Source organism: Vibrio tarriae (assembly GCF_002216685.1).
GTDB classification, from domain to species: domain Bacteria; phylum Pseudomonadota; class Gammaproteobacteria; order Enterobacterales; family Vibrionaceae; genus Vibrio; species Vibrio tarriae.
In genome coordinates this window covers 61,870-85,770 of record NZ_CP022352.1, presented here as the reverse complement: position 1 = coordinate 85,770, position 23,901 = coordinate 61,870, and the positions used below count along the sequence as shown (strand labels likewise).

At 47.2% G+C, this 23,901-nt stretch carries 26 protein-coding genes and 3 pseudogenes; 20 read left to right on the top strand and 9 right to left on the bottom strand.

All coding sequences use genetic code 11. From position 1 onward, the window contains the following. The first annotated feature begins 182 nt into the window (after nucleotides 1–182). On the top strand, nucleotides 183–629 hold the full coding sequence (locus tag CEQ48_RS00460) for a VOC family protein (protein ID WP_089069865.1): 447 nt from the start codon (nucleotides 183–185) through the stop codon (nucleotides 627–629). On the opposite strand, the gene CEQ48_RS00455 is transcribed toward CEQ48_RS00460, so the two are convergent. From CEQ48_RS00455 to CEQ48_RS00440, 4 genes are all read right to left on the bottom strand, one after another. Beyond that, a complete protein-coding gene (locus tag CEQ48_RS00455) occupies nucleotides 601–1,452 on the bottom strand; it encodes an IS3 family transposase (protein ID WP_089069862.1) in 852 nt (283 codons plus the stop codon). The genes CEQ48_RS00460 and CEQ48_RS00455 overlap by 29 nt on opposite strands. Then, nucleotides 1,449–1,757 (bottom strand): transposase, encoded by a 309-nt coding sequence (locus CEQ48_RS00450; RefSeq protein WP_004413754.1) that lies wholly within the window; start codon nucleotides 1,755–1,757, stop codon nucleotides 1,449–1,451. The genes CEQ48_RS00455 and CEQ48_RS00450 overlap by 4 nt, the downstream gene beginning before the upstream one ends. Nucleotides 1,758–1,965: 208 nt before the next feature. Next, the gene (locus CEQ48_RS00445) at nucleotides 1,966–2,685 is read right to left on the bottom strand and encodes a hypothetical protein (protein WP_134818271.1); all 720 of its coding nucleotides are present in this window, start codon (nucleotides 2,683–2,685) and stop codon (nucleotides 1,966–1,968) included. 194 nt (nucleotides 2,686–2,879) lie between these two features. Further along, the gene (locus tag CEQ48_RS00440) at nucleotides 2,880–3,332 is read right to left on the bottom strand and encodes a GNAT family N-acetyltransferase (RefSeq protein WP_089069863.1); all 453 of its coding nucleotides are present in this window, start codon (nucleotides 3,330–3,332) and stop codon (nucleotides 2,880–2,882) included. 91 nt (nucleotides 3,333–3,423) lie between these two features. On the opposite strand from CEQ48_RS00440, the gene CEQ48_RS00435 reads away from it, so the two are divergent. The 4 genes and pseudogenes from CEQ48_RS00435 to CEQ48_RS20495 all read left to right on the top strand — a co-directional run bounded on the left by CEQ48_RS00435 (nucleotide 3,424) and on the right by CEQ48_RS20495 (nucleotide 5,222). After that, complete coding sequence (locus CEQ48_RS00435) at nucleotides 3,424–3,732, top strand: transposase (protein WP_004413754.1); 309 nt, start codon at nucleotides 3,424–3,426, stop codon at nucleotides 3,730–3,732. Beyond that, a complete protein-coding gene (locus CEQ48_RS00430; RefSeq protein ID WP_089069862.1) occupies nucleotides 3,729–4,580 on the top strand; it encodes an IS3 family transposase in 852 nt (283 codons plus the stop codon). Before CEQ48_RS00435 ends, CEQ48_RS00430 begins: the two co-directional genes overlap by 4 nt. 33 nt (nucleotides 4,581–4,613) lie before the next feature. Further along, a pseudogene (locus tag CEQ48_RS00425) lies at nucleotides 4,614–4,814 on the top strand (DUF2867 domain-containing protein); the annotation flags it as partial. A 119-nt stretch (nucleotides 4,815–4,933) separates the two neighbouring features. Next, nucleotides 4,934–5,222: pseudogene (locus tag CEQ48_RS20495) on the top strand (DUF1289 domain-containing protein). Nucleotides 5,223–5,224: 2 nt separating this feature from the next. On the opposite strand, the pseudogene CEQ48_RS00410 reads toward CEQ48_RS20495, so the two are convergent. Continuing rightward, a pseudogene (locus CEQ48_RS00410) lies at nucleotides 5,225–5,994 on the bottom strand (IS30 family transposase); the annotation flags it as partial. Nucleotides 5,995–6,401: 407 nt separating this feature from the next. Between CEQ48_RS00410 and CEQ48_RS00405 the strand changes: the two are divergent. Together CEQ48_RS00405 and CEQ48_RS00400 are read left to right on the top strand one after the other, a co-directional pair. Next, nucleotides 6,402–7,532, top strand: coding sequence for a linear amide C-N hydrolase (locus CEQ48_RS00405; protein ID WP_089069860.1), 1,131 nt, complete (start codon nucleotides 6,402–6,404; stop codon nucleotides 7,530–7,532). A 406-nt stretch (nucleotides 7,533–7,938) separates the two neighbouring features. Then, entirely contained in the window at nucleotides 7,939–8,817 is an 879-nt protein-coding gene (locus CEQ48_RS00400; RefSeq protein WP_089069859.1) for a DMT family transporter, read from the top strand. Between the two features lie 128 nt (nucleotides 8,818–8,945). Here CEQ48_RS00400 and CEQ48_RS00395 read toward each other — a convergent pair whose 3' ends face one another. Both CEQ48_RS00395 and CEQ48_RS00390 read right to left on the bottom strand, forming a co-directional pair. Further along, complete coding sequence (locus CEQ48_RS00395; RefSeq protein WP_089069858.1) at nucleotides 8,946–10,649, bottom strand: FAD-dependent oxidoreductase; 1,704 nt, start codon at nucleotides 10,647–10,649, stop codon at nucleotides 8,946–8,948. A 69-nt stretch (nucleotides 10,650–10,718) separates the two neighbouring features. Further along, nucleotides 10,719–10,904: a YgaP family membrane protein gene (locus CEQ48_RS00390; protein ID WP_000151361.1), complete on the bottom strand. Its 186-nt coding sequence runs from the start codon at nucleotides 10,902–10,904 to the stop codon at nucleotides 10,719–10,721. 154 nt (nucleotides 10,905–11,058) lie between these two features. On the opposite strand from CEQ48_RS00390, the gene CEQ48_RS00385 reads away from it, so the two are divergent. From CEQ48_RS00385 to CEQ48_RS00350, 7 genes are all read left to right on the top strand, one after another. Continuing rightward, nucleotides 11,059–11,376 (top strand): ArsR/SmtB family transcription factor, encoded by a 318-nt coding sequence (locus CEQ48_RS00385; RefSeq protein WP_000165908.1) that lies wholly within the window; start codon nucleotides 11,059–11,061, stop codon nucleotides 11,374–11,376. Between the two features lie 16 nt (nucleotides 11,377–11,392). Next, nucleotides 11,393–11,812 carry a YeeE/YedE family protein gene (locus CEQ48_RS00380; RefSeq protein ID WP_000144307.1) on the top strand — a complete coding sequence of 140 codons (420 nt, stop codon included), beginning with the start codon at nucleotides 11,393–11,395 and terminating at the stop codon, nucleotides 11,810–11,812. Nucleotides 11,813–11,822: 10 nt separating this feature from the next. Then, nucleotides 11,823–12,281, top strand: coding sequence for a YeeE/YedE family protein (locus tag CEQ48_RS00375; protein ID WP_055033627.1), 459 nt, complete (start codon nucleotides 11,823–11,825; stop codon nucleotides 12,279–12,281). 109 nt (nucleotides 12,282–12,390) lie between these two features. Continuing rightward, nucleotides 12,391–13,395 (top strand): efflux RND transporter periplasmic adaptor subunit, encoded by a 1,005-nt coding sequence (locus CEQ48_RS00370; RefSeq protein WP_089069857.1) that lies wholly within the window; start codon nucleotides 12,391–12,393, stop codon nucleotides 13,393–13,395. A 1-nt stretch (nucleotide 13,396) separates the two neighbouring features. Next, on the top strand, nucleotides 13,397–16,555 hold the full coding sequence (locus CEQ48_RS00365) for an efflux RND transporter permease subunit (protein WP_089069856.1): 3,159 nt from the start codon (nucleotides 13,397–13,399) through the stop codon (nucleotides 16,553–16,555). A gap of 253 nt (nucleotides 16,556–16,808) precedes the next feature. Beyond that, the gene (gene nfsB, locus CEQ48_RS00355) at nucleotides 16,809–17,462 is read left to right on the top strand and encodes an oxygen-insensitive NAD(P)H nitroreductase (RefSeq protein WP_089069854.1); all 654 of its coding nucleotides are present in this window, start codon (nucleotides 16,809–16,811) and stop codon (nucleotides 17,460–17,462) included. A 3-nt stretch (nucleotides 17,463–17,465) separates the two neighbouring features. After that, on the top strand, nucleotides 17,466–17,756 hold the full coding sequence (locus CEQ48_RS00350; RefSeq protein WP_000581563.1) for a putative quinol monooxygenase: 291 nt from the start codon (nucleotides 17,466–17,468) through the stop codon (nucleotides 17,754–17,756). On the opposite strand, the gene CEQ48_RS00345 is transcribed toward CEQ48_RS00350, so the two are convergent. Continuing rightward, nucleotides 17,753–18,694 (bottom strand): LysR family transcriptional regulator, encoded by a 942-nt coding sequence (locus CEQ48_RS00345; RefSeq protein WP_089069853.1) that lies wholly within the window; start codon nucleotides 18,692–18,694, stop codon nucleotides 17,753–17,755. The two genes, CEQ48_RS00350 and CEQ48_RS00345, sit on opposite strands and share 4 nt — an antisense overlap. Before the next feature lie 9 nt (nucleotides 18,695–18,703). Continuing rightward, on the bottom strand, nucleotides 18,704–19,429 hold the full coding sequence (locus CEQ48_RS00340) for a tRNA (adenine(22)-N(1))-methyltransferase (protein ID WP_089069852.1): 726 nt from the start codon (nucleotides 19,427–19,429) through the stop codon (nucleotides 18,704–18,706). A 191-nt stretch (nucleotides 19,430–19,620) separates the two neighbouring features. On the opposite strand from CEQ48_RS00340, the gene CEQ48_RS00335 reads away from it, so the two are divergent. From CEQ48_RS00335 to CEQ48_RS00310, 6 genes are all read left to right on the top strand, one after another. Next, the gene (locus tag CEQ48_RS00335) at nucleotides 19,621–19,971 is read left to right on the top strand and encodes a GlpM family protein (RefSeq protein ID WP_089069851.1); all 351 of its coding nucleotides are present in this window, start codon (nucleotides 19,621–19,623) and stop codon (nucleotides 19,969–19,971) included. A 75-nt stretch (nucleotides 19,972–20,046) separates the two neighbouring features. Next, nucleotides 20,047–20,478 carry an NUDIX hydrolase gene (locus CEQ48_RS00330; protein ID WP_089070539.1) on the top strand — a complete coding sequence of 144 codons (432 nt, stop codon included), beginning with the start codon at nucleotides 20,047–20,049 and terminating at the stop codon, nucleotides 20,476–20,478. Nucleotides 20,479–20,510: 32 nt separating this feature from the next. Next, complete coding sequence (locus CEQ48_RS00325; RefSeq protein ID WP_089069850.1) at nucleotides 20,511–21,032, top strand: GNAT family N-acetyltransferase; 522 nt, start codon at nucleotides 20,511–20,513, stop codon at nucleotides 21,030–21,032. 34 nt (nucleotides 21,033–21,066) lie between these two features. After that, nucleotides 21,067–21,756, top strand: coding sequence for a DUF4336 domain-containing protein (locus CEQ48_RS00320; RefSeq protein WP_089069849.1), 690 nt, complete (start codon nucleotides 21,067–21,069; stop codon nucleotides 21,754–21,756). A 36-nt stretch (nucleotides 21,757–21,792) separates the two neighbouring features. Further along, the gene (locus tag CEQ48_RS00315; RefSeq protein WP_089069848.1) at nucleotides 21,793–22,764 is read left to right on the top strand and encodes a D-2-hydroxyacid dehydrogenase family protein; all 972 of its coding nucleotides are present in this window, start codon (nucleotides 21,793–21,795) and stop codon (nucleotides 22,762–22,764) included. Nucleotides 22,765–22,776: 12 nt separating this feature from the next. Continuing rightward, a complete protein-coding gene (locus tag CEQ48_RS00310; protein ID WP_089069847.1) occupies nucleotides 22,777–23,817 on the top strand; it encodes an AbrB family transcriptional regulator in 1,041 nt (346 codons plus the stop codon). The last annotated feature ends 84 nt before the right edge of the window (nucleotides 23,818–23,901 follow it).

Sequence of the window (23,901 nt, the reverse complement as noted above, 5' to 3'; positions counted from 1 at the left end):
AAACGCCTCAAGAGGGACTGTCAACGCGCGGCGTTTCCAGTCCCAATGAGCCGCGGTGGTTGCCGTTGTTGTGTTTGAGTTTAGTGGCATGCGTTGCCAGCCCCTTAGGCGGGCGTTATGTGCTTTCTCGAAAAATCTCGAAGTAGTGTAGAATTCAGCTTTTGAAATCTTGAGAAATCAGCATGTCTAAAGTCGTTCAACAGCAAATCGGCAATATCGCACTTGTCGTAGAAAACTACGATGATGCCATTGAGTTCTATACAAAAAAGCTTCAGTTCAGTTTGGTTGAAGATACCGATTTGGGTGGTGGTAAACGTTGGGTTCAAGTTTCGCCGCCAAACTCGAATGGAACGAACCTACTTCTTGCTCAAGCAAGTACCGAAGAGCAAGCTCAATTTGTAGGTAATCAGACTGGAGGTCGTGTTTTTCTGTTTCTACAAACGAATAACTTCTGGCGAGATTATGAGTTGATGAAGACCAATGGTGTTGTTTTTAATGAAGAACCACGAGTAGAAGAGTATGGGATAGTGGTTGTGTTCCAAGATCTTTATGGAAACAAATGGGATCTGGTGTACCCCACAAAAAGTAGACAGCACATAACTACCTACTTTCGTACTCAACTGGGCTGACATACCCCAACGCTGAGTGTCTTCTTCTGCGATTGTAAAATACCTCGATGTATTCGAAGATGCCCATCCGAGCTTCTTCAACAGTTTGATAGTCTTCTGCGTATATCAGTTCGACTTTCAGTCGACTGTAGAACGACTCCATCACCGCATTATCCCAACAGTTGCCCTGTCGACTCATGCTCGGTACACCTCCATGCTTGCGCATGAAGTCTTGATATTTATAGGCCCTGTATTGTACACCTCGGTCCGAGTGAATAATGACTCCCTTAGGCGGCTTACGTGACTCGAACGCCATTTTTAGAGCATTGGTGATGAGCTCGACTGTCATCGTTGTTTCTAGCGACCAACCCACAATGCGTCTTGAATGCAAGTCCATCACTGTCGCCAAGAAGAGCCAACGACTCTTCACCCAGATATACGTAATGTCCGTGACCCACTTCTGATTGGGTGTCTCTGATTCAAAGTCTCTTCGCAGTAAATTGTCGGCAACATTCGTCATAGCCGCTACATCCTTGCTGTATTTAAACCCTTTACCATTACGTGCCATGATACCTTTTTCCTTCATGATATCAGCCACATAGTTCACGCAGCAGGCATAGCCTGCTTCGTTTAGCTCTTCGGCTATGCGCACTGAACCGTAACGCGCCCGATATTGGGCAAAGGTACACATCACTAGCTGTTCAAAGCGCTCTCGCCGCTTTGAACGCTCACTCGGCGTATGATGACACCATTTATAGTAACCGCCTCGACTCACTTCTAAGGTGCGGCACATTAAGCTAATCGAGTACTCGCCGGTGTAGCTTTCAATGAACTCGTACTTCACTCTTGCTGCTTCGCGAAGTACGCCGAGACCTTTTTTAGGAATTCCATTTCATCTTTGAGCCGCTTGTTCTCGCGCCTTAGCGCTCGAAGCTCTTCGGACTCTTTCTTCGAATAATCGACACCATCTAAGGTGTTAAACTGTTTATCAGATAGGCGTGTGAACTGGCGCTTCCAGTTCCGGATCTGCTGGGCACTGATACCCAGCTCTTTAGCAACAGAGACGGCAGTTCGGCCGGGAAGGCTGGCCAGCCGAACTGCTTCTTTGCGAAACTCTTCGGTGTACGCTGGATTACGATGTTTAGCCATAAATCACCTCTCAATTAGACCCTAGATCTAACTTAGTAAAGTGTCTACTAAACGTGGGGTACTCGGGTCGCATAACGCCCGCCTAAGGGGCTGACAACGCACTACCACTAAACTCAAACACAACAACCGTAACCACTTCGACTCAATGGGACTGGAAACGCCACGCGTTGACAGTCCCTCTTGAGGCGTTTGTTATGCTTATTTTGCACTAGCCCGTCAAAAGTTGAAGGTTATCAGCAAGTTGCTTAATGTCATTACCGTACCCGATAAAATCGAGTATTTTGAATAACACTGTTCGAAAAATCACACCTTCCTGGGTTGTTTGTGCTGCATCAAGAATTGAACGCTCTAAACCTAATACAGAAAAGGCAGATGTAGCAGCAATTTTTAAACTCTGAACATTATTAGTCGTTAAATATTCTTCAATCCCAGATATTAATTGAGCAATGTATATATCTAAGAACTCTTTCAGTTCAACGTCTAAGTTTTCGATATCTGAAATACTTTCAAATAAGGTCTTCAATTCATCACAAAGCTCGTTCAAAGTTGTCAATTCGCTTGCGCTAAATTTACTGAAATTTGGGTGATCAATGATCCACTTAGCTTGTTCTAAAGACCTTATGACATCATCACTTATTTGCTGTATGAATATACTTCCCGAACTATTGAACTCTAAGTTATCGAACAAATGATCTAGCTTTTTCAATGGTGGCTCGAGTGTTTCTACTGGGTAATCAATAGCATTAAGTGCCTCTCGAATAAATTCTGGCAAATCAAATATAGCTGCGATTTCACGATAGAGATCAGATGTTGAACCATCCTTCACATCCAGAACCTCTTGCCAAATATTACGAATTTTAGTTTGACTATATCTATGATCTCTTAGTTGTAATGCAACTAACAACATTTTTTCAGCGGGATTATTCAACTCTCACCTTTTTATTAATATTCGAATATTTGTAACGTGCATCATACTACGATACTCCTCATGGTGCATAAGCATAACGCCCGCCTAAGGGGCTGGCAACGCATTACCACTAAACTCAAACACAACAGCCGGAACCACCGCGGCTCAATGGGACTGGAAACGCCGCGCGTTGACAGTCCCTCTTGAGGCGTTTGTTATGCCAATTTTACCCGTTGAGTGTAATGTTCAAAGGCTGTGACTTTCACATAACCTTCAGACTCATAAAGCGATTTAGCTTTTTCATTGGATACCGCTGTCGCCAGTTTGACTGTTATCGCGTCTGTGTCTTTGGCAAAAGAAGCAACTTTCTGTAGTAAAGCTCTGCTGACACCTTTTTTACGTGCATTCTCAGACACATACAGATCGTTTAAATACCACATCCTTTTCATCGCAACTGAGGAAAAGGAAGGATATAGCTGCGCAAAACCTAGAGGCTCATTACCTTCTGATAAGGCTAGAAAAATCACTGAGTCACCATTTTTCATGTGCATCTCGATAAAATTTCTAGCGCCTTGAATATCACTTTCTTGCTCATAAAACTGACGATAGGCATCAAATAAGATCGCAATGTCATCTAAATTTGAAACACTCGCTTCAATCACTTTCATCTGAACTTCCTTGTTCATAATTGGCCCGAGTACCCCACGTTTAGTAGACACTTTACTAAGTTAGATCTAGGGTCTAATTGAGAGGTGATTTATGGCTAAACATCGTAATCCAGCGTACACCGAAGAGTTTCGCAAAGAAGCAGTTCGGCTGGCCAGCCTTCCCGGCCGAACTGCCGTCTCTGTTGCTAAAGAGCTGGGTATCAGTGCCCAGCAGATCCGGAACTGGAAGCGCCAGTTCACACGCCTATCTGATAAACAGTTTAACACCTTAGATGGTGTCGATTATTCGAAGAAAGAGTCCGAAGAGCTTCGAGCGCTAAGGCGCGAGAACAAGCGGCTCAAAGATGAAATGGAATTCCTAAAAAAGGTCTCGGCGTACTTCGCGAAGCAGCAAGAGTGAAGTACGAGTTCATTGAAAGCTACACCGGCGAGTACTCGATTAGCTTAATGTGCCGCACCTTAGAAGTGAGTCGAGGCGGTTACTATAAATGGTGTCATCATACGCCGAGTGAGCGTTCAAAGCGGCGAGAGCGCTTTGAACAGCTAGTGATGTGTACCTTTGCCCAATATCGGGCGCGTTACGGTTCAGTGCGCATAGCCGAAGAGCTAAACGAAGCAGGCTATGCCTGCTGCGTGAACTATGTGGCTGATATCATGAAGGAAAAAGGTATCATGGCACGTAATGGTAAAGGGTTTAAATACAGCAAGGATGTAGCGGCTATGACGAATGTTGCCGACAATTTACTGCGAAGAGACTTTGAATCAGAGACACCCAATCAGAAGTGGGTCACGGACATTACGTATATCTGGGTGAAGAGTCGTTGGCTCTTCTTGGCGACAGTGATGGACTTGCATTCAAGACGCATTGTGGGTTGGTCGCTAGAAACAACGATGACAGTCGAGCTCATCACCAATGCTCTAAAAATGGCGTTCGAGTCACGTAAGCCGCCTAAGGGAGTCATTATTCACTCGGACCGAGGTGTACAATACAGGGCCTATAAATATCAAGACTTCATGCGCAAGCATGGAGGTGTACCGAGCATGAGTCGACAGGGCAACTGTTGGGATAATGCGGTGATGGAGTCGTTCTACAGTCGACTGAAAGTCGAACTGATATACGCAGAAGACTATCAAACTGTTGAAGAAGCTCGGATGGGCATCTTCGAATACATCGAGGTATTTTACAATCGCAGAAGAAGACACTCAGCGTTGGGGTATGTCAGCCCAGTTGAGTACGAAAGTAGGTAGTTATGTGCTGTCTACTTTTTGTGGGGTACACCAGAAATTGTCTTAGAGGACAGTGACAAGCATCTTGATGTAAGAGTGTCATTTCTGCTGGATCGAGTTGGCGACAAAATCACAGTACATGCAACCACAGTAGTACACGTACATAACTTGTTTGGTAAGGTGTACATGTTTTTTGTTGCTCCAGTTCACAAGCTTATTGTCCCTAGTTCATTGAAAACATTGGCACAGGCATAACAAACGCCTCAAGAGGGACTGTCAACGCGCGGCGTTTCCAGTCCCATTGAGCCGCGGTGGTTATGGCTGTTGTGTTTGAGTTTTGTGGTAATGCGTTGTCAGCCCCTTAGGCGGGCGTTATGTGTTTTTCTGAAAAATTTTCACAGCTCTGCGCTTATAATTCAGACGTGAGGTGCACTATGTCTGAAAATCAAAAAGTTAAAAGAGCTGAACCAATTGAAACTTGTTCATATAAAAGTCCTTGTGTTCGTCATTGTTGTTTAGATGACAAAGACATCTGCATAGGTTGTGGCAGGACTCTTGACGAGATATGTCGTTGGAGTAGTGCAACAAATAACAAATAGCGAAAAACAAGAGATATTAATCAATAGCTTAGCTAGAGTTCAGAGCCGAAACATATTGACATGAAAGTGGTGTGGGTTAGCAAAATAAAATCGAGTATCGGTGGCGGCTTCGATAAGCTCATATTGGTTAAACTCAGTGCCATTATCGGCGGTAATGGTGGTAAACAGACCATCAAATCGACTCATAAGCTGAATGGTTCGCCGGTTAAGTGATGCGGTTGTTCGGTCGTCCATTTGCCCAATCAGGGTGTAGCCGGTCATGCGCTCAACGAGTGTCACGATACAGTGTTTAGAGCCTTTCCCCATAACCGTATCAATTTCCCAGTGTCCACGCGTTTTACGTGTTTCGACACTTTTGGGTCGTTCCGAGATATGTCGTTTATTGGCGAGCCTCGACTATCGTAGGCTGCATAACGCTTTCGCCGCTGTTTGGTTGATTGCCTTAGATGCTTCCAAAGCGTGCCTCCATTGGCTTTATCTCGCCAGATGTACTGGTAAATGGACTCATGGCTAATGGTGGGTTGTTTATATCGTTTCATTCTTCCGACCACTTGAGCAGGGCTCCAGTCTTTTTTAATAAAGTGCACGACTTGGTTATATTGCTGCTGAGTAATGCGCTGATTGCGCCTAGATTTACTTCGTCTTGTCCGAGTGCGTTGGTCGGCTTTAAAAGCCTGGTAGGCTCCATCGTAAGCACAACGGTTGCGAGCAATTTCGCGAGAAATCGTACTCTTATGTCCTCCGGTGAGTTTGGCGATATGGGTATAGCTGAGACCTTGCTTTTTATAGGCCGCGATTGTATATCTCTCACCCTCGGTGAGCTGTTTATAAGTCATTCTTTTTCACTTCTTGGCGGGAGGAAAAATAGGGATTATGACGGCTCACCGTTTTATTTTTTAGTGTTGCACTTAGTATATGAATCCAGCTTAAAAATCAGTTTTTAGCGTTCAAGTTTTACAATTTACCTTCTGTGCGTCTGGCATTAGTCGTTCACTTCACAACTTCTGGTGTTGGGCGTATGTTTATCTGGCACTTTTTAATAAAATCATTTTCAAAAAAAGTATATAAAAATCATTGTCAAATGATGCTTACGAAGCTAGAAAATACCTGAGAAGGTGTTGCAAATATGGCATTCTCTGTCTGTGGTGTTGTGATTAAATTCTGTGTAATGTATTAATCCCTTAGGCGGGAGTTAGCCTACTATCATTGTCATGTGCCTTAACCAAAACCAAAGGAAATTCAAATGTTGACGAGACCACTCGTAGCGTTGCTGTCTGTAATTGCTACTTTTTCTATAACATCGGTTGCCGATGCTTGCACTGGAGTTACCCTAAAGTCACAAGATGGAGCGGTAGTTTTTGGTCGCACCATGGAATGGGGTTCCTTCGATCTTCAATCCAGAGTTGTAATTGTTCCCCGTGGACACCAATTCTCCGGTCAGACTCCTGACAGTAAGCCCGGCTTAAACTGGAAAGCTCAACATGGCTTTATAGGCTTGGATGCTCCAGCTATGGGGGAGGGACTGATTCTTGATGGTATGAATGAGAAGGGACTCACTGTCAATGGGTTCTATCTTCCAGGGTTTACCCAGTATCAGCAATATGATCCAGCCAAGTCGAATGTAAGTATAGGTCCCGGAGATGTAATACCTTATTTACTTTCTACTTCTGAAACGATAGATGAAGCTAAACTTGCACTCACCAAAGTGTATGTAACGCCAGTAATCTCACCATCTCTTGGTTTTGCTCCGCCCGCACATTACATCATCACAGAGCCTAGTGGAAAAGCTGTTGTGATCGAATATATAAAGGGTGAACTTACGATCTTTGAAGCCCCTCTTGGTGTTATAACCAATGCTCCAAACTATGATTGGCATATGACCAACCTGCGGAATTATCTCAACTTATCGCATGTATCCTTGCCGACCAAGAGAATTGAAAATATGGATTTTTCTCCACTAGGTGCCGGAAGCGGTATGATCGGATTGCCCGGAGATAATACGCCTCCTTCGCGATTCGTTCGTGCTGTCGCTTTTTCTCAGACTGCTCGGTCTACAGCAACTGGGTCTGAGACGGTCTACGAATTGTTCCGTATATTAGATAATTTCAACTTGCCACTTGGAGCCGCTGAAGGCGCCGGTGAGGGTGAGAAGGAAGCAAAAGAAACGAAGGACATCATGCGAAGCTCTACTATCTGGACCACGATTTATGATACGAAGAACAAAACCTTGTATTACCACACACAGCATAATAGACGGGTTCGCTCAATTGATGTAAGCAAAATTGACTTCGTTTCATTGCGTAAGCCAATTCTAATTCCTCTCGACAGAGTAAAGGCTGAAGACATTGAGGATGTCACCCCAATTCAGATGTAGAGCGCATCTTAGGCATCAGCATACAAATAGCTCAAAAAGGGTTGCTAGCGAGTACATTTTCTCCCTTTTTGAGCTGCGATGGTTATATGGCTACTGTAAATGAGTTTTGTGGTACTCTGCAGCCTTTAAACATGTGTTAGCTTCTTGAAACAAAAGTCATCAGAATCTAAGCTCATTTGTCGTGAAAATTTAGCTCTTAGCATTCAGCTTTCATAACTCCACAGCTTTTGGTGTTGGATGTGTGTTTGCTTGATGCCTTTGCGTAAAATGCCCTTCAACAAAAGTCGTTTAAAAATCATTGTTAAACAATAGGTTATGAAGCTAACAGACACCTCATTATGGGCTGTCAACGCGTGGCGTTTCCAGTCTATTAGGCGGGCGTTAAGTCCCAATAGGCATTTATTTGATGAAAACAGTAAATAAAAATATCCAGACGATATGCTATACCGTCATAGCATTAATTGCGTTTGCTGCAAATTCTGTATTGTGCCGAATTGCGTTGAAAGATGATGTCATTGATGCACCAAGTTTTACTGCGATTCGTCTTTTATCTGGCGTTTTAATGTTTCTAGTTTTATTGAGTTTTAAAGCTAAGCAATCAACAAATACTTCAGAAAAAAGATCTGGTAACTGGAAATCTGCATTAATGCTATTTGTTTATGCAATTACATTTTCATATGCTTACACCTCCTTGGATACAGGGACAGGGGCGCTAGTTCTATTTGGTGCCGTCCAGCTAACAATGATAACTAGCAGTGTCTTTAAGGGGAAAATATTGCATATATCAGAGTGGCTAGGGGTTTGCATTTCTTTTTCGGGTCTTGCTTACTTAGTATATCCAACGCTAACTGCTCCTAGTCTCTCTGGATTTATTCTAATGGGACTATCTGGTATTGCCTGGGGAATGTACACATCGGTTGGTCGTGGTTCAATTGATCCGATGAGAGATACTGCCTCTAACTTTAAGTACACAGTTCCTTTAATAATGGCTTTGATTGTAATTACTTTTCCATTAATGGATATTTCATTTTATGGAGCGATATTGGCCGTTGCTTCGGGGGCGTTTGCTTCAGCGTTAGGCTATACGATTTGGTATATCGCACTAAGTGGTTTAACAGAGATTGAAGCTGCAGTGGTTCAGTTATCCGTTCCTGTTATAGCGGCTATTGGTGGTGTTTTATTTGTTTCTGAATCAATCGATATACGATTAGTTATTGCATGCATACTTGTTCTTGGTGGGATTTTTATTGTGTTAATCAGCCGCCGAAGGTTTGTAAAACGGTGAACTTAACAAACGCCTTAAGAGGGACTGTCATCACGTGGCGTTTCCAGTCCCAATGGGCCGTGTGTAGACACAGTCAAGTACGCAATAGCCAGCAATATATTGCTGGCTACCAATTTTCTTAATAGCAATTACATTTGGGCATATACATAAGTACGATAACCACCAATCAAGTTGCGTGCTTTAAAACCGTTATTGACCAGTTGACGGTACGCTACGTTACCGCGTAACCCTACTTGGCAATAAATCACAATCTCTTTGTCATTCGGCAGCTCGTTCATGCGCTGGCGCAACTGGTCAACAGGGATATTGATTGCGCCGGGCAAGTAACCCACGTTTTGTAGCTCCATCGGGTTACGTACATCAAGCAACACTTGATCTGCGGTGAGGCTATCAATCTCATCAAAATGGATCGCTTTGGCATCACCTTTCATCAGATTGGTGGCGACAAAGGCGGCTTGGTTAATCACATCTTTCGCACTACCAAATGGGGGAGCGTAGGTCAGTTCAAGGTGCTGTAACTGCTCAACCGTCATGCCTGCACGTTGTGCAACCGCCATCACATCGATACGCTTATCAATGCCATCTTTACCCACGGCCTGTGCGCCGAAGATTTTGCCTGTCTGTGGATCAAACAACATCTTGAACGACACTACTTCCGCCCCCGGATAGTAGCTCGCATGGCTTGCGGTGTGCACATACACTTTTTCGTAAGCAATGCCTTCACGTTTAAGCTGTTTCTCGTTTTTACCGGTCGAAGCCACCGCTAAATCGAAGATCTTACAAATCGCGGTGCCTTGCGTACCTTGGTAACTTTCATTACGACCAAGCATGTTATCTGCGGCCATACGACCTTGACGGTTAGCAGGCCCCGCCAGTGGAACCAGCGTTTGTTTACCTGTAACAAAATCTTTCTCTTCAACCGCATCACCGACCGCGTAAATTGCCGGATCGCTGGTTTGCATCTGCTCGTTGACCCAAATGCCGCCAAGTTCACCGAGCTGCAAACCGGCTTCCGCGGCCAGTTTGGTTTCTGGGCGTACACCAATCGCCATGATCAAAATGTCGGTAGTTAGGGTGTCACCATTACTGAGCACCAAATCCAGTTCGCCTTCCACGTGTTTATGCTCAAGGGATTCACCCGATTCCGTGCTCGGTAAGGTGGCTGCGGGTCTGTATTCGACCGATTTCAAAGCCACGCCTAAACGCAGGTCGATACCTTTGGCGCGAATTTCAGCGTGAGCAAAGCCCGCCATTTCGCGATCGACCGGTGTCATCACTTGTTCGGCCATTTCAATCAGCGTGGTTTTGATGCCCAGTTGGTGAAAGGCTTCCATCATTTCCAACCCGATAAAACCACCGCCAACCACGGTGGCATGTTCTGGTTTATTCATTTGCAGCGTTTGGATGATCTTATCCATATCTGGAATGTTACGCAGCGAATGAGTCAGTGGGTTTTGAATCCCTGGGATAGGTGGCACGATTGGGCCAGCACCAGGAGAAAGCAGAAGAAAATCATAGCTTTCATCATACTCAGATTGGTCGAGCAGATTACGTACGGTAATGGTTTTTGCCGCACGATTCACGCGCAACACTTCATTCATGGTGCGCACATCCACATTAAAACGCGCTAAAAAACTCTCTGGCGTTTGCAGCAGCAAATTGCTGCGTTCTTTGATGTCGCCACCAATGTGATATGGCAAGCCACAGTTGGCAAAAGAGACATAGGGGCCGCGTTCAAACATGATGATTTCAGCGTCTTCGCTGAGTCGACGAGCACGAGCCGCTGCGGATGCACCACCTGCAACACCACCAATAATCACTATTTTCGTCATGAGTTACTCCAAATCAGTTGCTAGATCCCAACACACAAGCTCGATGAGGCAGAGTGTGTTGGGCTGTCGTTAACGTAATCCTAGTTTCTTAAGAAAGAAGACGGCAGGACAAAATCCTGTGAATGCGCTTTGGATCAGGTTTACGCCCACAAATACTGTTAGCCACAGAAAATTAGGGTGAACAAACCAAGTGAGAATGACTGAAAGCAGAATCATGCTGCCAGCTAATACTCTTACACCGTTTTCAATCGTCATGTTGGTAACCTCCGTTGTTGTTTGTTCAAAACTATACGCCTCTAAATTAGGTATGTCTAATGTAATTTTATCTAAATTGATTGTGGCTAAATAAGAATTGACTAATATAAATATATTTGTATGATCTCGTTAAATTTTAGTTAGAGGATAAGCCATGACTAAGCAAGCCAATGACCACATTGAAATTGAACAAATGAAGAGTAATGCCGTGGAAGTTGCTGAGCTACTGCGCGTGATGGCTCATCCGGAACGGTTAATGGTGTTGTGCCAACTGACCAATCGCGAGATGGGGGTTGGGCAGTTACAACAAGGTTCAACATTGAGTCAGTCTGCGTTTTCTCAGCATCTTACCGTGCTGCGTAAACACGGCATTATTCAGGCGCGTAAAGAATCACAACAAGTTTTCTATAGCCTAGCTGACAGCCGAATCACCGCGTTGATTCAAAGTTTACAGAATGTGTTTTGTCGATAATTAAGTAGAGGAAAGTATGACGTTTTCTATTCCTTGGGACTCGTTAATTGGAGGGATGCTTTTAGGGATTTCAGCGACATTGATGTTGCTGATGAACGGAAAAATTGCCGGAATCAGTGGTATTTTGACGGGCTTACTGACGCCTAAATCGCGGGATTTTGCATGGCGACTGCTATTTGTGGTTGGCATGGTTTCCGGTGGTGTGATGGGCGTAAGACTCTTCGGTCATCATGTCCCTACCGATTTTGGTGTAAGTGGTATTGTGCTTGCGACCGCAGGTTTATTGGTTGGCGTGGGTACACGACTGGCGAATGGCTGTACCAGTGGACACGGTATCTGCGGGATTGGTCGCTTCTCTAAGCGTTCCATCGTTGCGACCTGTGTGTTTATGGTGGTTGCTGCTATTACGGTTTTCGTTCGTCTTCATCTGATGTAAGTGGGTTGGTATGCATAACGTATTATTTCGTGTGACTTCACTCGTCGCTGGTCTGTTATTTGGCTTAGGAATGGTGGTATCTGGCATGGCGGATCCCGCAAAAGTGATCGGGTTTCTGGATGTGGCAGGAGCTTGGGATCCCAGTTTGATGTTTGTGATGGGCGGCGCGTTAGTGGTCTTCATGCCTGCTTATTTCTTGCTGATCAAACCGAAAGCCAAGCCAGTTAATGCCAAAGTGTTTTGTTTGGCCAATAACACCAAGATTGATCGTCGCTTGATCTCAGGATCTGTGATCTTCGGTTTAGGGTGGGGATTGGTTGGCATCTGTCCGGGGCCGATTGTTTCCAGCTTAGCGTTAGGGAATTTAGGGGCATGGGTCTTTTTTCCCGCAATGATGCTTGGCTTAGGTGTTACTAATTTATTGATCTGTATTAAAAATCGTAAAGAAATTCAGACACAAACTGCCTAATGCAACTAGTCTATTAGGCAGTATCTAGGAAATCACTCTCTGACCCGCTTGAAGCGTTCGCGATACCGTGTGACAACAAGCGGGAAAGTAGAATCTGCGAGGGAAGAGGATGAAAGCGTTAAGTTGGAGTATCGCACTGGTGCTCGCCAGTTCGGGCTATGCTCAAAATCAAGACAGTAACGAACTGTTTACCGTGAAAACAGAGTCGATCTCGCAGGTGGTCGAATTAGATGGCGTTGTGCAACCTGTCAATCAGGGTTCTTTAGCGGCGCAAACCTCGGGACGAGTGGTTAGCTTATATGTCGATGTCAATGACTATGTCAAGAAAGGCCAAGTGCTGCTAGAAATCAGTGCGGTTCAACAATCGGCTTCGCTTGATGCGGCTAAAGCTCAATTGGCGAGCGCCAATGCGCAAAACCGTGAAGCGCAAGCGCAGCTAAACCGCTATCGCCAACTTTTTCCCAAAGGGGCGATTTCCAAAGATCAAATGGACAGTGCCGAAGCGCGCGCGCGCAGTGCGGATGCCGCAGTGAAATCGGCACAAGCTGCGGTGGAGCAAGCCAAAGAGTCTTTGGGTTACACTAATATCACCGCACCTTATGATGGCATTGTTACCAAGCGCATGGTGGAATTGGGTGAAACCGTTGCACCGGGTACGCCACTGCTTAGTGGTTTTTCGCTCGATGAACTGCGAGTGGAAACGGAAATTCCTCAGCGCTATCAACCTTTTGTTTCTCAAGTCGATCAATTTACTGTGCGTACCGCGCAAGGTGAGCAACTCAAGCCAACAGAATTTAGTTTGTTTAGCTATGCCGATCCGCAATCACATACCTTCAAAACTCGGCTTGAGCTGCCGGAGAAAACTGCTGCACTTGTCCCTGGTATGTGGGTAAAAACCGAATTCAATTATGGTCAACGAGAAGTCTTAGTGGTTCCAAACAGCGCCGTTTTGCGCCGTGCCGAATTGAGTGCCGTGTACCGAGTGAATAACGGCCAACGTGCACTTAACCCAGTCCGTTTGGGGCAAAATTATGGCGACTACGTTGAAGTGCTTTCTGGCCTTGAACAAGGTGATGTGGTTGCTACACGAGCAGTAACAGCAAAAGGTGAATGACATGGATAGTCGACTCGGTATTTCGGGTCGCATCGCTGCGGCCTTTCAAAATTCAGCCATGACACCACTGCTTGCCTTAGTCGGTTTGCTGATGGGGTTATTTGCGGTTATGGTGACGCCGAAAGAAGAAGAGCCGCAGATTGATGTGACGTTTGCGGATGTCTATATTCCGTTTCCCGGCGCTTCCCCTCGTGAAGTGGAAAGTTTGGTGACAACGCCAGCAGAGCAAGTTATCTCAGAGATTGAAGGGATCGATAAGATCTACTCATTCTCTCAACCGGATGGCGCGATGATCGTTGCCATTTTCAAAGTGGGTGTGCCACGTAATGATGCGGTGGTGCGCATCTACAACAAACTCTATTCCAATAAAGATTGGATGCCGCAAGGTGTTGGCGTGGGTGAGCCCATTATCAAACCGAAAGGAATTGAAGATGTCCCGATTGTCACCATCACCTTGGCAGATAAGAGTGATCGCTTCGATCAGCAGCAACTGACGCAAGTGGCGCACGGTTTAGAAACCGAGCTTAAGCGCATTCCCGGTACACGCGATATTTATACCATCGGCGGGCAGAACACCATTGTCGATGTTCGACTGGATCCCGCCAAAATGAACGGCTTTGGCATCACCTTAGATCAACTCAATCAAAGTCTGCCGGCGGCGAATCAAAGCTCACCGATGCTGCGTTTAACCCATGATAACCAAGAGTTCCCGGTGCAAGTTGGCCAGTTTTTAACTCGGGTGGAAGAGGTCAAACAACTGGTGGTTGGGTTACATAACGGCAAGCCCGTTTATCTGGACGATATTGCGACCGTTTCCTTTGGCGTCAACACGCCCACTCAAAATGTATGGACAGGCGATCGCGACGGTATTCATCCTGCAGTTACGATTGCGGTGGCTAAGAAAGGGGGAGAAAACGCGGTCGATGTCGCCAAAGCGGTGGAAGCTCGCCTAGTCAGCCTTGAAAACCAACTGATCCCGCAAGGGATTGATGTGGATATCACTCGTGATTACGGACAAACTGCCGCCGATAAAAGCAATACTTTGATTGGTAAACTCGCTTTCGCCACCACGGCAGTGGTGATTTTGGTGCTGCTGACCATGGGCTGGCGTGAATCCATTGTGGTTGGTATGGCCATCATCGTTACCCTGATGATTACCCTGTTTGCGTCTTGGGCATGGGGTTTTACTCTCAACCGAGTCTCATTGTTCGCGCTGATTTTCTCCATCGGTATCTTGGTCGATGATGCGATTGTGGTGGTGGAGAACATTCACCGGCATATGGCGATGGGCAAACGCAAGTTGTCGGAACTCATTCCCCCTGCGGTAGATGAAGTCGGTGGGCCAACCATTCTTGCTACCCTAACTGTTATTGCGGCCTTGTTGCCGATGGCGTTTGTGTCAGGTTTGATGGGGCCGTACATGAGCCCAATTCCAATTAACGCGTCAATGGGGATGCTGATTTCCCTTGCGGTAGCCTTTGTACTTTCTCCTTGGCTGGCGGGTAAATTCCTCAAGGCGGGGCATCATCATGAAGAAGGCAAAGCGGCGAATGGCATTTTCCACAAAATTATGTCGCCTTTTGTCACTGCACCAAAACAGGGGCGTAACCGACTGTTTTTGCTGCTGACCATTCTGGCTCTGATTGCCGGTTCCGTAATGCTACCAGTGTTCCAAGCCGTAGTGTTGAAAATGCTGCCGTTTGATAACAAATCGGAATTCCAGATTGTGCTCGATATGCCCGAAGGCAGTTCGCTAGAAAAAACACAACGGGTGCTGTTTGAGATGGGGGTGGCGCTGAATGACGTTCCTGAAGTGCGGGATTACCAAATTTATGCCGGCACGGCTGCACCAATTAACTTCAACGGTTTAGTGCGCCATTACTTTATGCGTAACCAAGCCAACCAAGGCGATATTCAAGTCAACTTGCTGGGGCGCAAAGAGCGCCATCGCGATAGCCACACCATTGCTAGTCAACTGCGCCCACAACTGAATGAAATTGCGCAGCGTTTTGGCGGCAAAGTCAAAGTGGTAGAAGTGCCGCCAGGGCCGCCAGTTTGGTCGCCGATTCTGGCGGAAGTGTATGGCCCAACTCAAGAAATTCGTAACGAAGCCGCACGCCAAGTGCGTGAAATTTTCCGTGAAACGAAAGATATTGTTGATGTGGATATGTACTTGCCGGAAAGGCATGAGAAATGGCAGGTGGTGATTGATCGCAGCAAGGCTGCGCATCTGCAAGTGCCTTATGCCTCAATTGTCGATGCGTTGGCGACCGCGGTGGGCGGCAAACCCATCACTTACTTGCACAGTGAACACAGCAAGTACCCGATTCCGATCCAGATTCAAGCCATTGAAACCGCAAAGGTGCGTTTAGAGCAGGTGCTGAATATGAAAGTCGGTAGCCCAAACGGTCACGCTTATCCGCTTTCCGATCTGGTTGAGGTGCGCCAAACCCGTATGGACGACTACATCGTGCACAAAAACTTGGTGCCTATGGTGATGGTGGTCGGCGATATGTCAGGCGAGCTGGATAGCCCACTGTACGGCATGTTTGAGATTGGTTTTGCGCTGGATGAGCAAATGGGATTGGCGCAGTACTACATCCATCAACCCGATGGCCTAAGCGGTGTTGCGGTGGCATGGGATGGCGAATGGACGGTGACTTACGAAACCTTCCGCGATATGGGTATTGCTTACGCAGTGGGTATGGTGCTGATTTATCTGCTGGTGGTTGCGCAGTTTAAATCTTATCTGGTGCCGCTGATTATCATGGCTCCAATCCCACTGACCATCATTGGCGTGATGCCCGGCCATGCGTTGTTGGGCGCGCAATTTACCGCCACCTCCATGATTGGGATGATTGCGTTGGCGGGGATCATTGTGCGTAACTCCATCTTGTTGGTGGACTTTATTAACCAACAGGTCGAGCAGGGCATGGCCTTCTCAGAAGCCGTGATTCAGTCGGCGGCAGTGAGAGCCAAACCGATCATGCTGACCGCCTTGGCGGCCATGATTGGCGCAGTATTTATCCTCGATGATCCTATCTTCAATGGTCTGGCGATCAGCTTGATCTTCGGGATTTTCGTCTCAACTGTACTGACCTTGTTGGTGATTCCGGTGCTCTATTACGTGGTGATGCGTAAACGCTTCTCGGCACATTAACTCAGAGTGACGAGACAATTTATGGATAGAGGCTGATCGCACAGGTCAGCCTCTTTTTTAGGTGCTATTCGCTGTCCCAAACATGTAGCTGGCCTATTCAAGGTTGGATTATCAAAAAATTTTTGAAAATGATTCAAGCAGCAGGTGGTTTCTTGTTGTGTGTCAGTCAGATATCTTAGCGCCATCTTAAACCTCATCTTTACACAGACGACTTGCAATGGCAGGTCACAGGCAATTTCCTTAGGAGTGAAACATGAATATTGTACAAGCGTCGCAGTCTCGCTATTCCACTAAAGCGTTTGACGCTAGCCGCAAGCTGTCTGAACAGCAAGTTGCAGATTTGAAAGAGTTGGTACGCATGAGTGCCTCTAGCGTGAACTCGCAACCTTGGCATTTTATTCTGGCCGGCAGTGATGAAGGCAAAGCACGCATTGCCAAAGCAACGCAAGGCGGTTTTTCGTTTAACGAGCGCAAAATTTTAGATGCATCGCACGTGATGGTGTTTTGTGCCAAAACCAGCATTGATGATGCTTATCTGCTCTCACTGCTGGAGAACGAAGATAAAGATGGCCGTTTTGCGAATGAAGAAGCAAAAAATGGCATGCATGGCGGACGCAGCTATTTCGTTAATCTACACCGTGAGACCCTGAACGATGCTGAGCACTGGATGCAAAAACAAGTTTACCTCAACGTGGGTACACTGCTACTGGGTGCTGCGGCGATGGGGATTGATGCGGTTCCGATTGAAGGCTTTGATGCTCAAGTGCTGAACGAAGAGTTTGGCTTAACCGAAAAAGGCTTCAACAGCGTGGTGATTGTACCACTAGGATTCCACAGTGAAGACGACTTCAACGCCAAACTACCTAAATCACGTTGGCCTGCGGAAGCGGTCTTTACCGAGCTGTAAGTTATGATCCATTTACTCGCAGAAATCAAAGCCTTCCCTGATTCGGCGCAGCAAGTGCAAGCTCTGCTCGAAGCGCTCCTTGAGCCTAGTCGTAATGAAGAGGGGTGCTGCCAATATGAGCTGTATCGTGACAACTCGATTGAGGGGCTGTTTTTAATGCAGGAAATTTGGTGCTCGGAAGAGAGCTTGCAAAAGCACCAACAGAGCGACCATTTCCAGCATTTTCAGCAAAAGATCGGTGAGCGCGAGATGTTGGAATACCTCCAGTTACGCCCACTGACTTTTGTTGGCTAACGAGGATTTTGCTCTCGCTCTTGAATGGCTGTCAGCACCGCACGTCGTTGTTGGCAGCCTTTTTCACGAATGAACTCCTGAAAAGCGCGAATGGTTGGGGTGATCAAACGGCGATCGGCACACACCATATAAATGGGTACTGGGCCGCTTTCCCATTCCGGCAAAATCCGCACTAAACGCCCATCAATAATGTCCTGACTGATGTCCATCAGCGATTTATTGGCAATCCCTTTGCCTTTTACCGCCAATCTGTGTACCACTTCGCCATCATTACAGGCAGGGTTGCCTTGCACCACCACACTGTGCGTTTCACCATTGCGACTCAAAATCCATTTGTTGTGTAGCGTATCGGCCAACATAAAGCACAGACAGTTGTGATGCTGTAAATCGTCAGGATGCAGAATGGGCGGGTGAGTGGCCAAATACTCTGGCGAAGCACACAATACGCGCTCGTTAGAATCGCACAGCAACATGGCGACTAAATTGGAATCGGCGGGCTGACCATAACGAATCGCGATATCGACCGGATTGGCGTACATATCCGTCAGACGATCGGAGAGATCCAGTTTCACGGTGACATTAGGGTGCAGCGCGATAAATTCATCAATCCAGTCGAGCAGCAAATTACGCCCTAAATCGGAAGGCGTGCTGATGTGCAGTTGTCCAGCCAACTGGCCACGCGCACAAGCGATCTGATCCAAACCCTCTTGCAAGGTGGCCAGCGCGGTTTGGGTTTTCGCGAGAAAGATTTCACCCTCATGAGTTAAACGAATATGTCGCGTTGAGCGCACAAACAGCGGAAATTGCACTTGCTCTTCCAAGCGGCGGATCGCAGCGCTCACGGCGGCGGTTGTAAGTGATAGGCTGTTGGCCGCTTTAGAAAAACTGCCTTGGCGCGCCGTTTCGACAAACAAATTCAAATCATTGAGTGCTTTCATCTTTCTAGCCTATTGAGCGAGTTCTAGAGAGGCATCCATGTGCTGAATGATCTCCACGGCTTGATACGCTTGCCAACACTGCTCTGCACCTGCATCACCGCCTTGCGCTTTGCGCTGATAGTGCTGCTGCAACTGCTGTAAATAACGCTGCGCGATCTTTGATTGATCTGTGCCGCTGACTTGCCACAGCGATTCACCGACCAAAGAGAGAGGGTGAGAGCAAGCCCCCGAACTGGGAGAGATCTGCACATGCAGTAGCTCATAAATGCGCTGATTCTCTTCCACTAAACGCTCGCTTTTCAGCTCCGCATTAAGCGCGATTAACTGCTCGCGCAAGGTGTAAGTGTGGTGAACCGGGCACAGCAGCAGATCAAACGTCATGCTTGGATGACGCTTGGCAAGCTCGGCAATAAATTCCGTCATCAAATCTCCGCCTACTCCGGCGATGATGACGAGATGCGATCCGGAGTTCGCTTCGAGTGGCAAATCGCGCACATCAAGGCAGTATGTGTGCCAGCGCGGTGAATCGGTCGTGGCAGGAAAATAGCGGGTTAAATCGATCGTCACCTTCTCAATCAAAGACGGAACGATATCGACAAAATGCACTGTGCTGCTTGGGTGCTGTTTGAGCAACGCTGCGCCGAGTAAGCCGTGGTCGCAGCAGCAATCCCAAATATGGTCGTAGTCGCGCTTTACGTGTTGGACTAACTGAGTCAGCCGTTTTCCTAATTTCATGCCGTACCTACATGCCGTAACTAAAAGAAGCCGCCGCTATCGGCTGCCGAATCAAAACAGAGGCGGCCATTTTACTCAGGTTCGGAAAAATGTTGCAGAGAAATTAACAAACTGGTTAATGAGCAGTTCTTCTTAACGGGAGAGTGATTTATAGTGGTTGCCTGTAACCTGTTCTGACAAAAGGAAATGTCATGGCGGCTCTGTTTTTCAAGTGCTTGCTCGGAGCGCTTGCGGTGTTGATCATTGCCCTGTTATCCAAAACCAAAAGCTTTTTTATTTCCGGCCTTGTGCCGCTATTTCCCACCTTTGCTTTAATCGCCCATTACATTGTTGGCACCGAACGCACCATAGAAGATTTGCGCACTACCGCGCTGTTTGGGCTGTATTCGCTTATCCCGTATGCGGCGTATCTTCTTGCGGTGTATTACTTTAGTTACCGCCTGAGCCTTACTGGCACTCTGGTCTGTGCCACCTTGGTTTGGCTGGTGTTTGCTGCACTTTTACTGGTGGGTTGGACTCGTTTACACCCGAGCATGGCCTAAGCTCACTCGCCATCATGAAACGGATTTAAGGAGAAAGCTGTGTCTGTAGAAAAAACTGAGTCTGTAGAAAAAAACGTGTCTGTAGAGAAATCGCCAACAAGATTGCCCGTGGCCGAATGTGTCTCTTTTTTGCTGATCAAAGAGGGCAGTTGTCTGCTCGAACGTCGCTCAGCAACCAAAGCGAGCGATCCTAATATCATCGCGATCCCCGGTGGGCATATCGAAGCGGGAGAAAACCAATCGCAAGCGTTGCAGCGTGAAGTGCAAGAAGAGTTAGGCGTAGACGCCATGCGCAGCGTTTATCTCTGCTCGCTTTATCATCCGACAGAATTTGAGCTGCAACTGCTGCACTATTACGTGGTGGATCAATGGCAAGGTGAGATTGCCTGCCACGAAGCGGACGAAGTTTTTTGGACGCCGATTGCGCCAAGTGCGGTGGAAACCATTGCCGATAAAATCGCGATTCAAGAGTTCCAACGCCTGTATCCACGCTATCTGGCGCTTTAAATTCGCGCTCAATCATTCGTCAAGGAGAGACTATGCCGTTAACTCGATTAACTTTGCAGGATGAAACGGCTTTTGCCGAGTTCTTCCAAGATTTTCAGCGCAACGATCCGATCAACTGTGATTTTTACCGCCAAGGCGATGAAAACTTTGCCGACTATGTGCAGCTGTTGGATGACCACGCCCACGGCCAAAACCTGCCTTGTGGCTACGTGCCTTGCAGCTATTTTTGGTATCAGGACCAACAAGGCAAGATTTTGGGTGCGCTGCGTTTGCGCCACCACATTGATACGCCATTTCTTACTAACGAAGCGGGGCATATTGGCTACGATGTTGCACCCAGTGCACGCCGCAAGGGCATTGGCCGCGAAATGCTGCGTCTTGGATTGATAGAAGCCAAACGCTTAGGCTTAAAACGCGTGTTGCTGGTTGCCGATAGCGATATTCACGCATCACGCCGCGTGATTGAACGTAACGGCGGTGTGTTTGAAAGCACGATCACCGGAGAGTATTTCCCCTCTTTACTGACACGCTACTGGATTGATTTAAAAGAATGAACGAAGCATTCACAACTCAATAAGGAGAGACAGGATGCAATTGATTGGCGAGCGAATTTGGATTTTTGATGGTGAGGCCGTGCCGTTTTTCAATATGCCGTACACGACACGAATGACCATTATCAAGCTGAATGATGGGCGGTTATGGGTACACAGCCCGATTCGACTGACGGATACCTTAAAAACAGAAGTCGATTCTTTGGGAGACATCGCTTATCTGATCGCTCCAAATCATTTGCATCATCTGTTTATCAAAGATTGGCAAGATGCGTTTCCGCAAGCCCGAACATTTGGTACACAAGAAGTGGCAAAAAAACGGCCTGATCTTCATTTTGATGGTTTGTTAACTTCGGATTTTGCAGTTCCTTGGGGTGATGAGATCGCTTATCTGCTCTTTACTGGCTCAAAAGTCATGCAAGAGAGTGTTTTCTTTCACCCTCTGTCACACACCTTGATCCTGACTGATCTGATTGAAAACTTTTCGCCCTCGGCGATTACGGGTTGGCGACAACGAATTGCCCGTTGGGCAGGTGTTATGGCTCCAAACGGACAAACTCCGCTCGATTGGCGACTCACTTTCTATTTAAACAAAACTGAGGCCAGTCGCCATATGTCGATCATTCTGAGTTGGGAACCAAAGCAAATTGTTTTAGCGCATGGTGAATGGATAAAAGAACAGGCCGTAGAGTTTCTGCGCCATTCATTCCGTTGGTTGAAGATCTAAAACAGGACAAATTCACAGCAAGGAAGAGAACAAACAATGAAAATCGCTGTTCTGGATGATTACCAAAATGTGGTGCGTGGCTTAAACGCCTTTCAATGCTTACAAGGGCATGACGTCACCGTATTCAATGACAGCCTGAGTGATGAAACGGTATTGATTGAGCGTCTGAAACCATTTGAGGCTTTGGTGCTGATCCGCGAGCGCACCCCAATCACTGAAAATCTTTTGGCTCATCTGCCGAATTTGAAACTCATCGGCCAGACCGGAAAAGTCAGCAACCATATTGATGTGCCTCTGTGTGAGCGTTATGGCGTGACCGTGTTAGAAGGCATCGGTTCTCCCGTTGCCCCAGCGGAGCTGTGCTGGGGTTTAATCCTTGCCGCTTCGCGCCATTTGCCAAGTTATATCGAGCATGTACACGCAGGCCATTGGCAGCAAAATGGCGGATTAGGGTTAGGTCGAACCCTCTCTGGTCGCACCTTGGGCATTTGGGGGTTAGGCAAAATCGGTCAGCGCATTGCTCAATTTGGTCACGTATTTGGTATGCCAATCTTGGTGTGGGGCAGTGAAGCCTCGCGGCAAAAAGCGCTTGAGTTGGGTTATCAAGCCGCCGCAAATAAAGCCGAATTTTTTGCTAAAGCCGACGTACTTTCACTGCACTTACGTTTGAATAACGTCACGCGTGGCATTGTGACCAAGCAAGATCTGCTTGCCATGAAAGCCGATTCGCTGTTTGTGAATACCAGCCGAGCGGAGTTAGTGGAATCGGGCGCACTCTACTCAGTGATGCAGGCTAACCCAACGCGCCAAGCTGCGGTCGATGTATACGAAAACGAGCCCGCGTTACCCAGCAATGAGCCGCTGCTGAGTTTGCCCAATGTGCTGTGCGCGCCGCATCTGGGTTATGTGGAAAAAAACAGCTACGAGATCTACTTTCAGGCCGCGTTTGAGAATGTGGTCAAGTTTGCTCGCTCGACCACGAAAGCGTCATTGAGCGATAAGGCCTAAAGGAAACACAGCATGTTCGAAAGAGTTTCTTTCACACTCTTTATTCAAATATTGATTATCGCCGCCGTGGCTGCGGGGACAGGGACGCTACTCTCCATCCCACTTTCTGAAATGTTTATTGCCTCGGGTTTGGTTATTGTGCTGCACAAGAAGCGTTGGCTAACTATTTATACGCCGCCGTGGCTGCTGCTGTTTGTGCAAGTCGTGCTTGGGATCAGTGTCGGCGCGACCATCAGTTTGAGTGAGCTAGGTACCACCTTAACCTTGCCAGTGATCGTGGGGTTGGTGTGCTGTTTAACGCTGCAAATCATCAGTAGCTATTTGTGGCTTACCAAAAAAGAGGGTTGGACGCCGTTTGAATCTCTACTCGGTGCCGTACCGGGTGCCATGGCCGCGATTTTGGTGATCAGCGAATCAAGCGAAAAGCCTTCCGCCAAAGTGGTCTATTCCCACTCTGTGCGACTGATGATCCTCACTTTGTTGGCACTGTTGATCTCCAACAGCGCGCCAGATAGCGCATCCGTAGACGGCAGCCTGACCGTTTACGCTTGGCTTATTTTCTTGGCTCTGGCGCTGATGAGTTTGCTACTGGGTAAAGCTTCCACCTTACTCGGCATTCCTGCGCCTTATATGTTGGCAGCGTTACTCACCACCGCCAGCTTTAATGGCTTTGCCACTGGCATTGATATGCAACTGCCGAAATGGATGGTGATATTCGCCACCGCTTTACTCGGCATTTTGATCGGCTCACGCATTGCCGATACCACACTGCGCGAAGCCATGGCGTATTCCCGCGCAGGGGTAATGGTCACCATGATTGGCCTTTTGGTCGCGGTGGGTGTCTCCGGCGTCTTTTCTATTTTGATCGATAAATCATGGGTCGTGCTGCTGCTTTCTTGGGTTCCCGGCAGTGTAGAAGCCATGACCGCCGTCGCCCTACTGCTCGGAATGGAGCCCGCGTTTGTGATGATTAATCACGCTCTGCGCCTGTTGTTGCTCTACTCACTGCCCGCCATGCTGAAAAAGCAGTTAGAGGAGTTGAGGGGGAGGTGATGGGGGAATTCTTGAGTAAGATCTATCTAGTGGATGGTGGTAGCTTAGTGTTGTCCAAAATGTTTTAGGTCAGTTTTTCTGTAC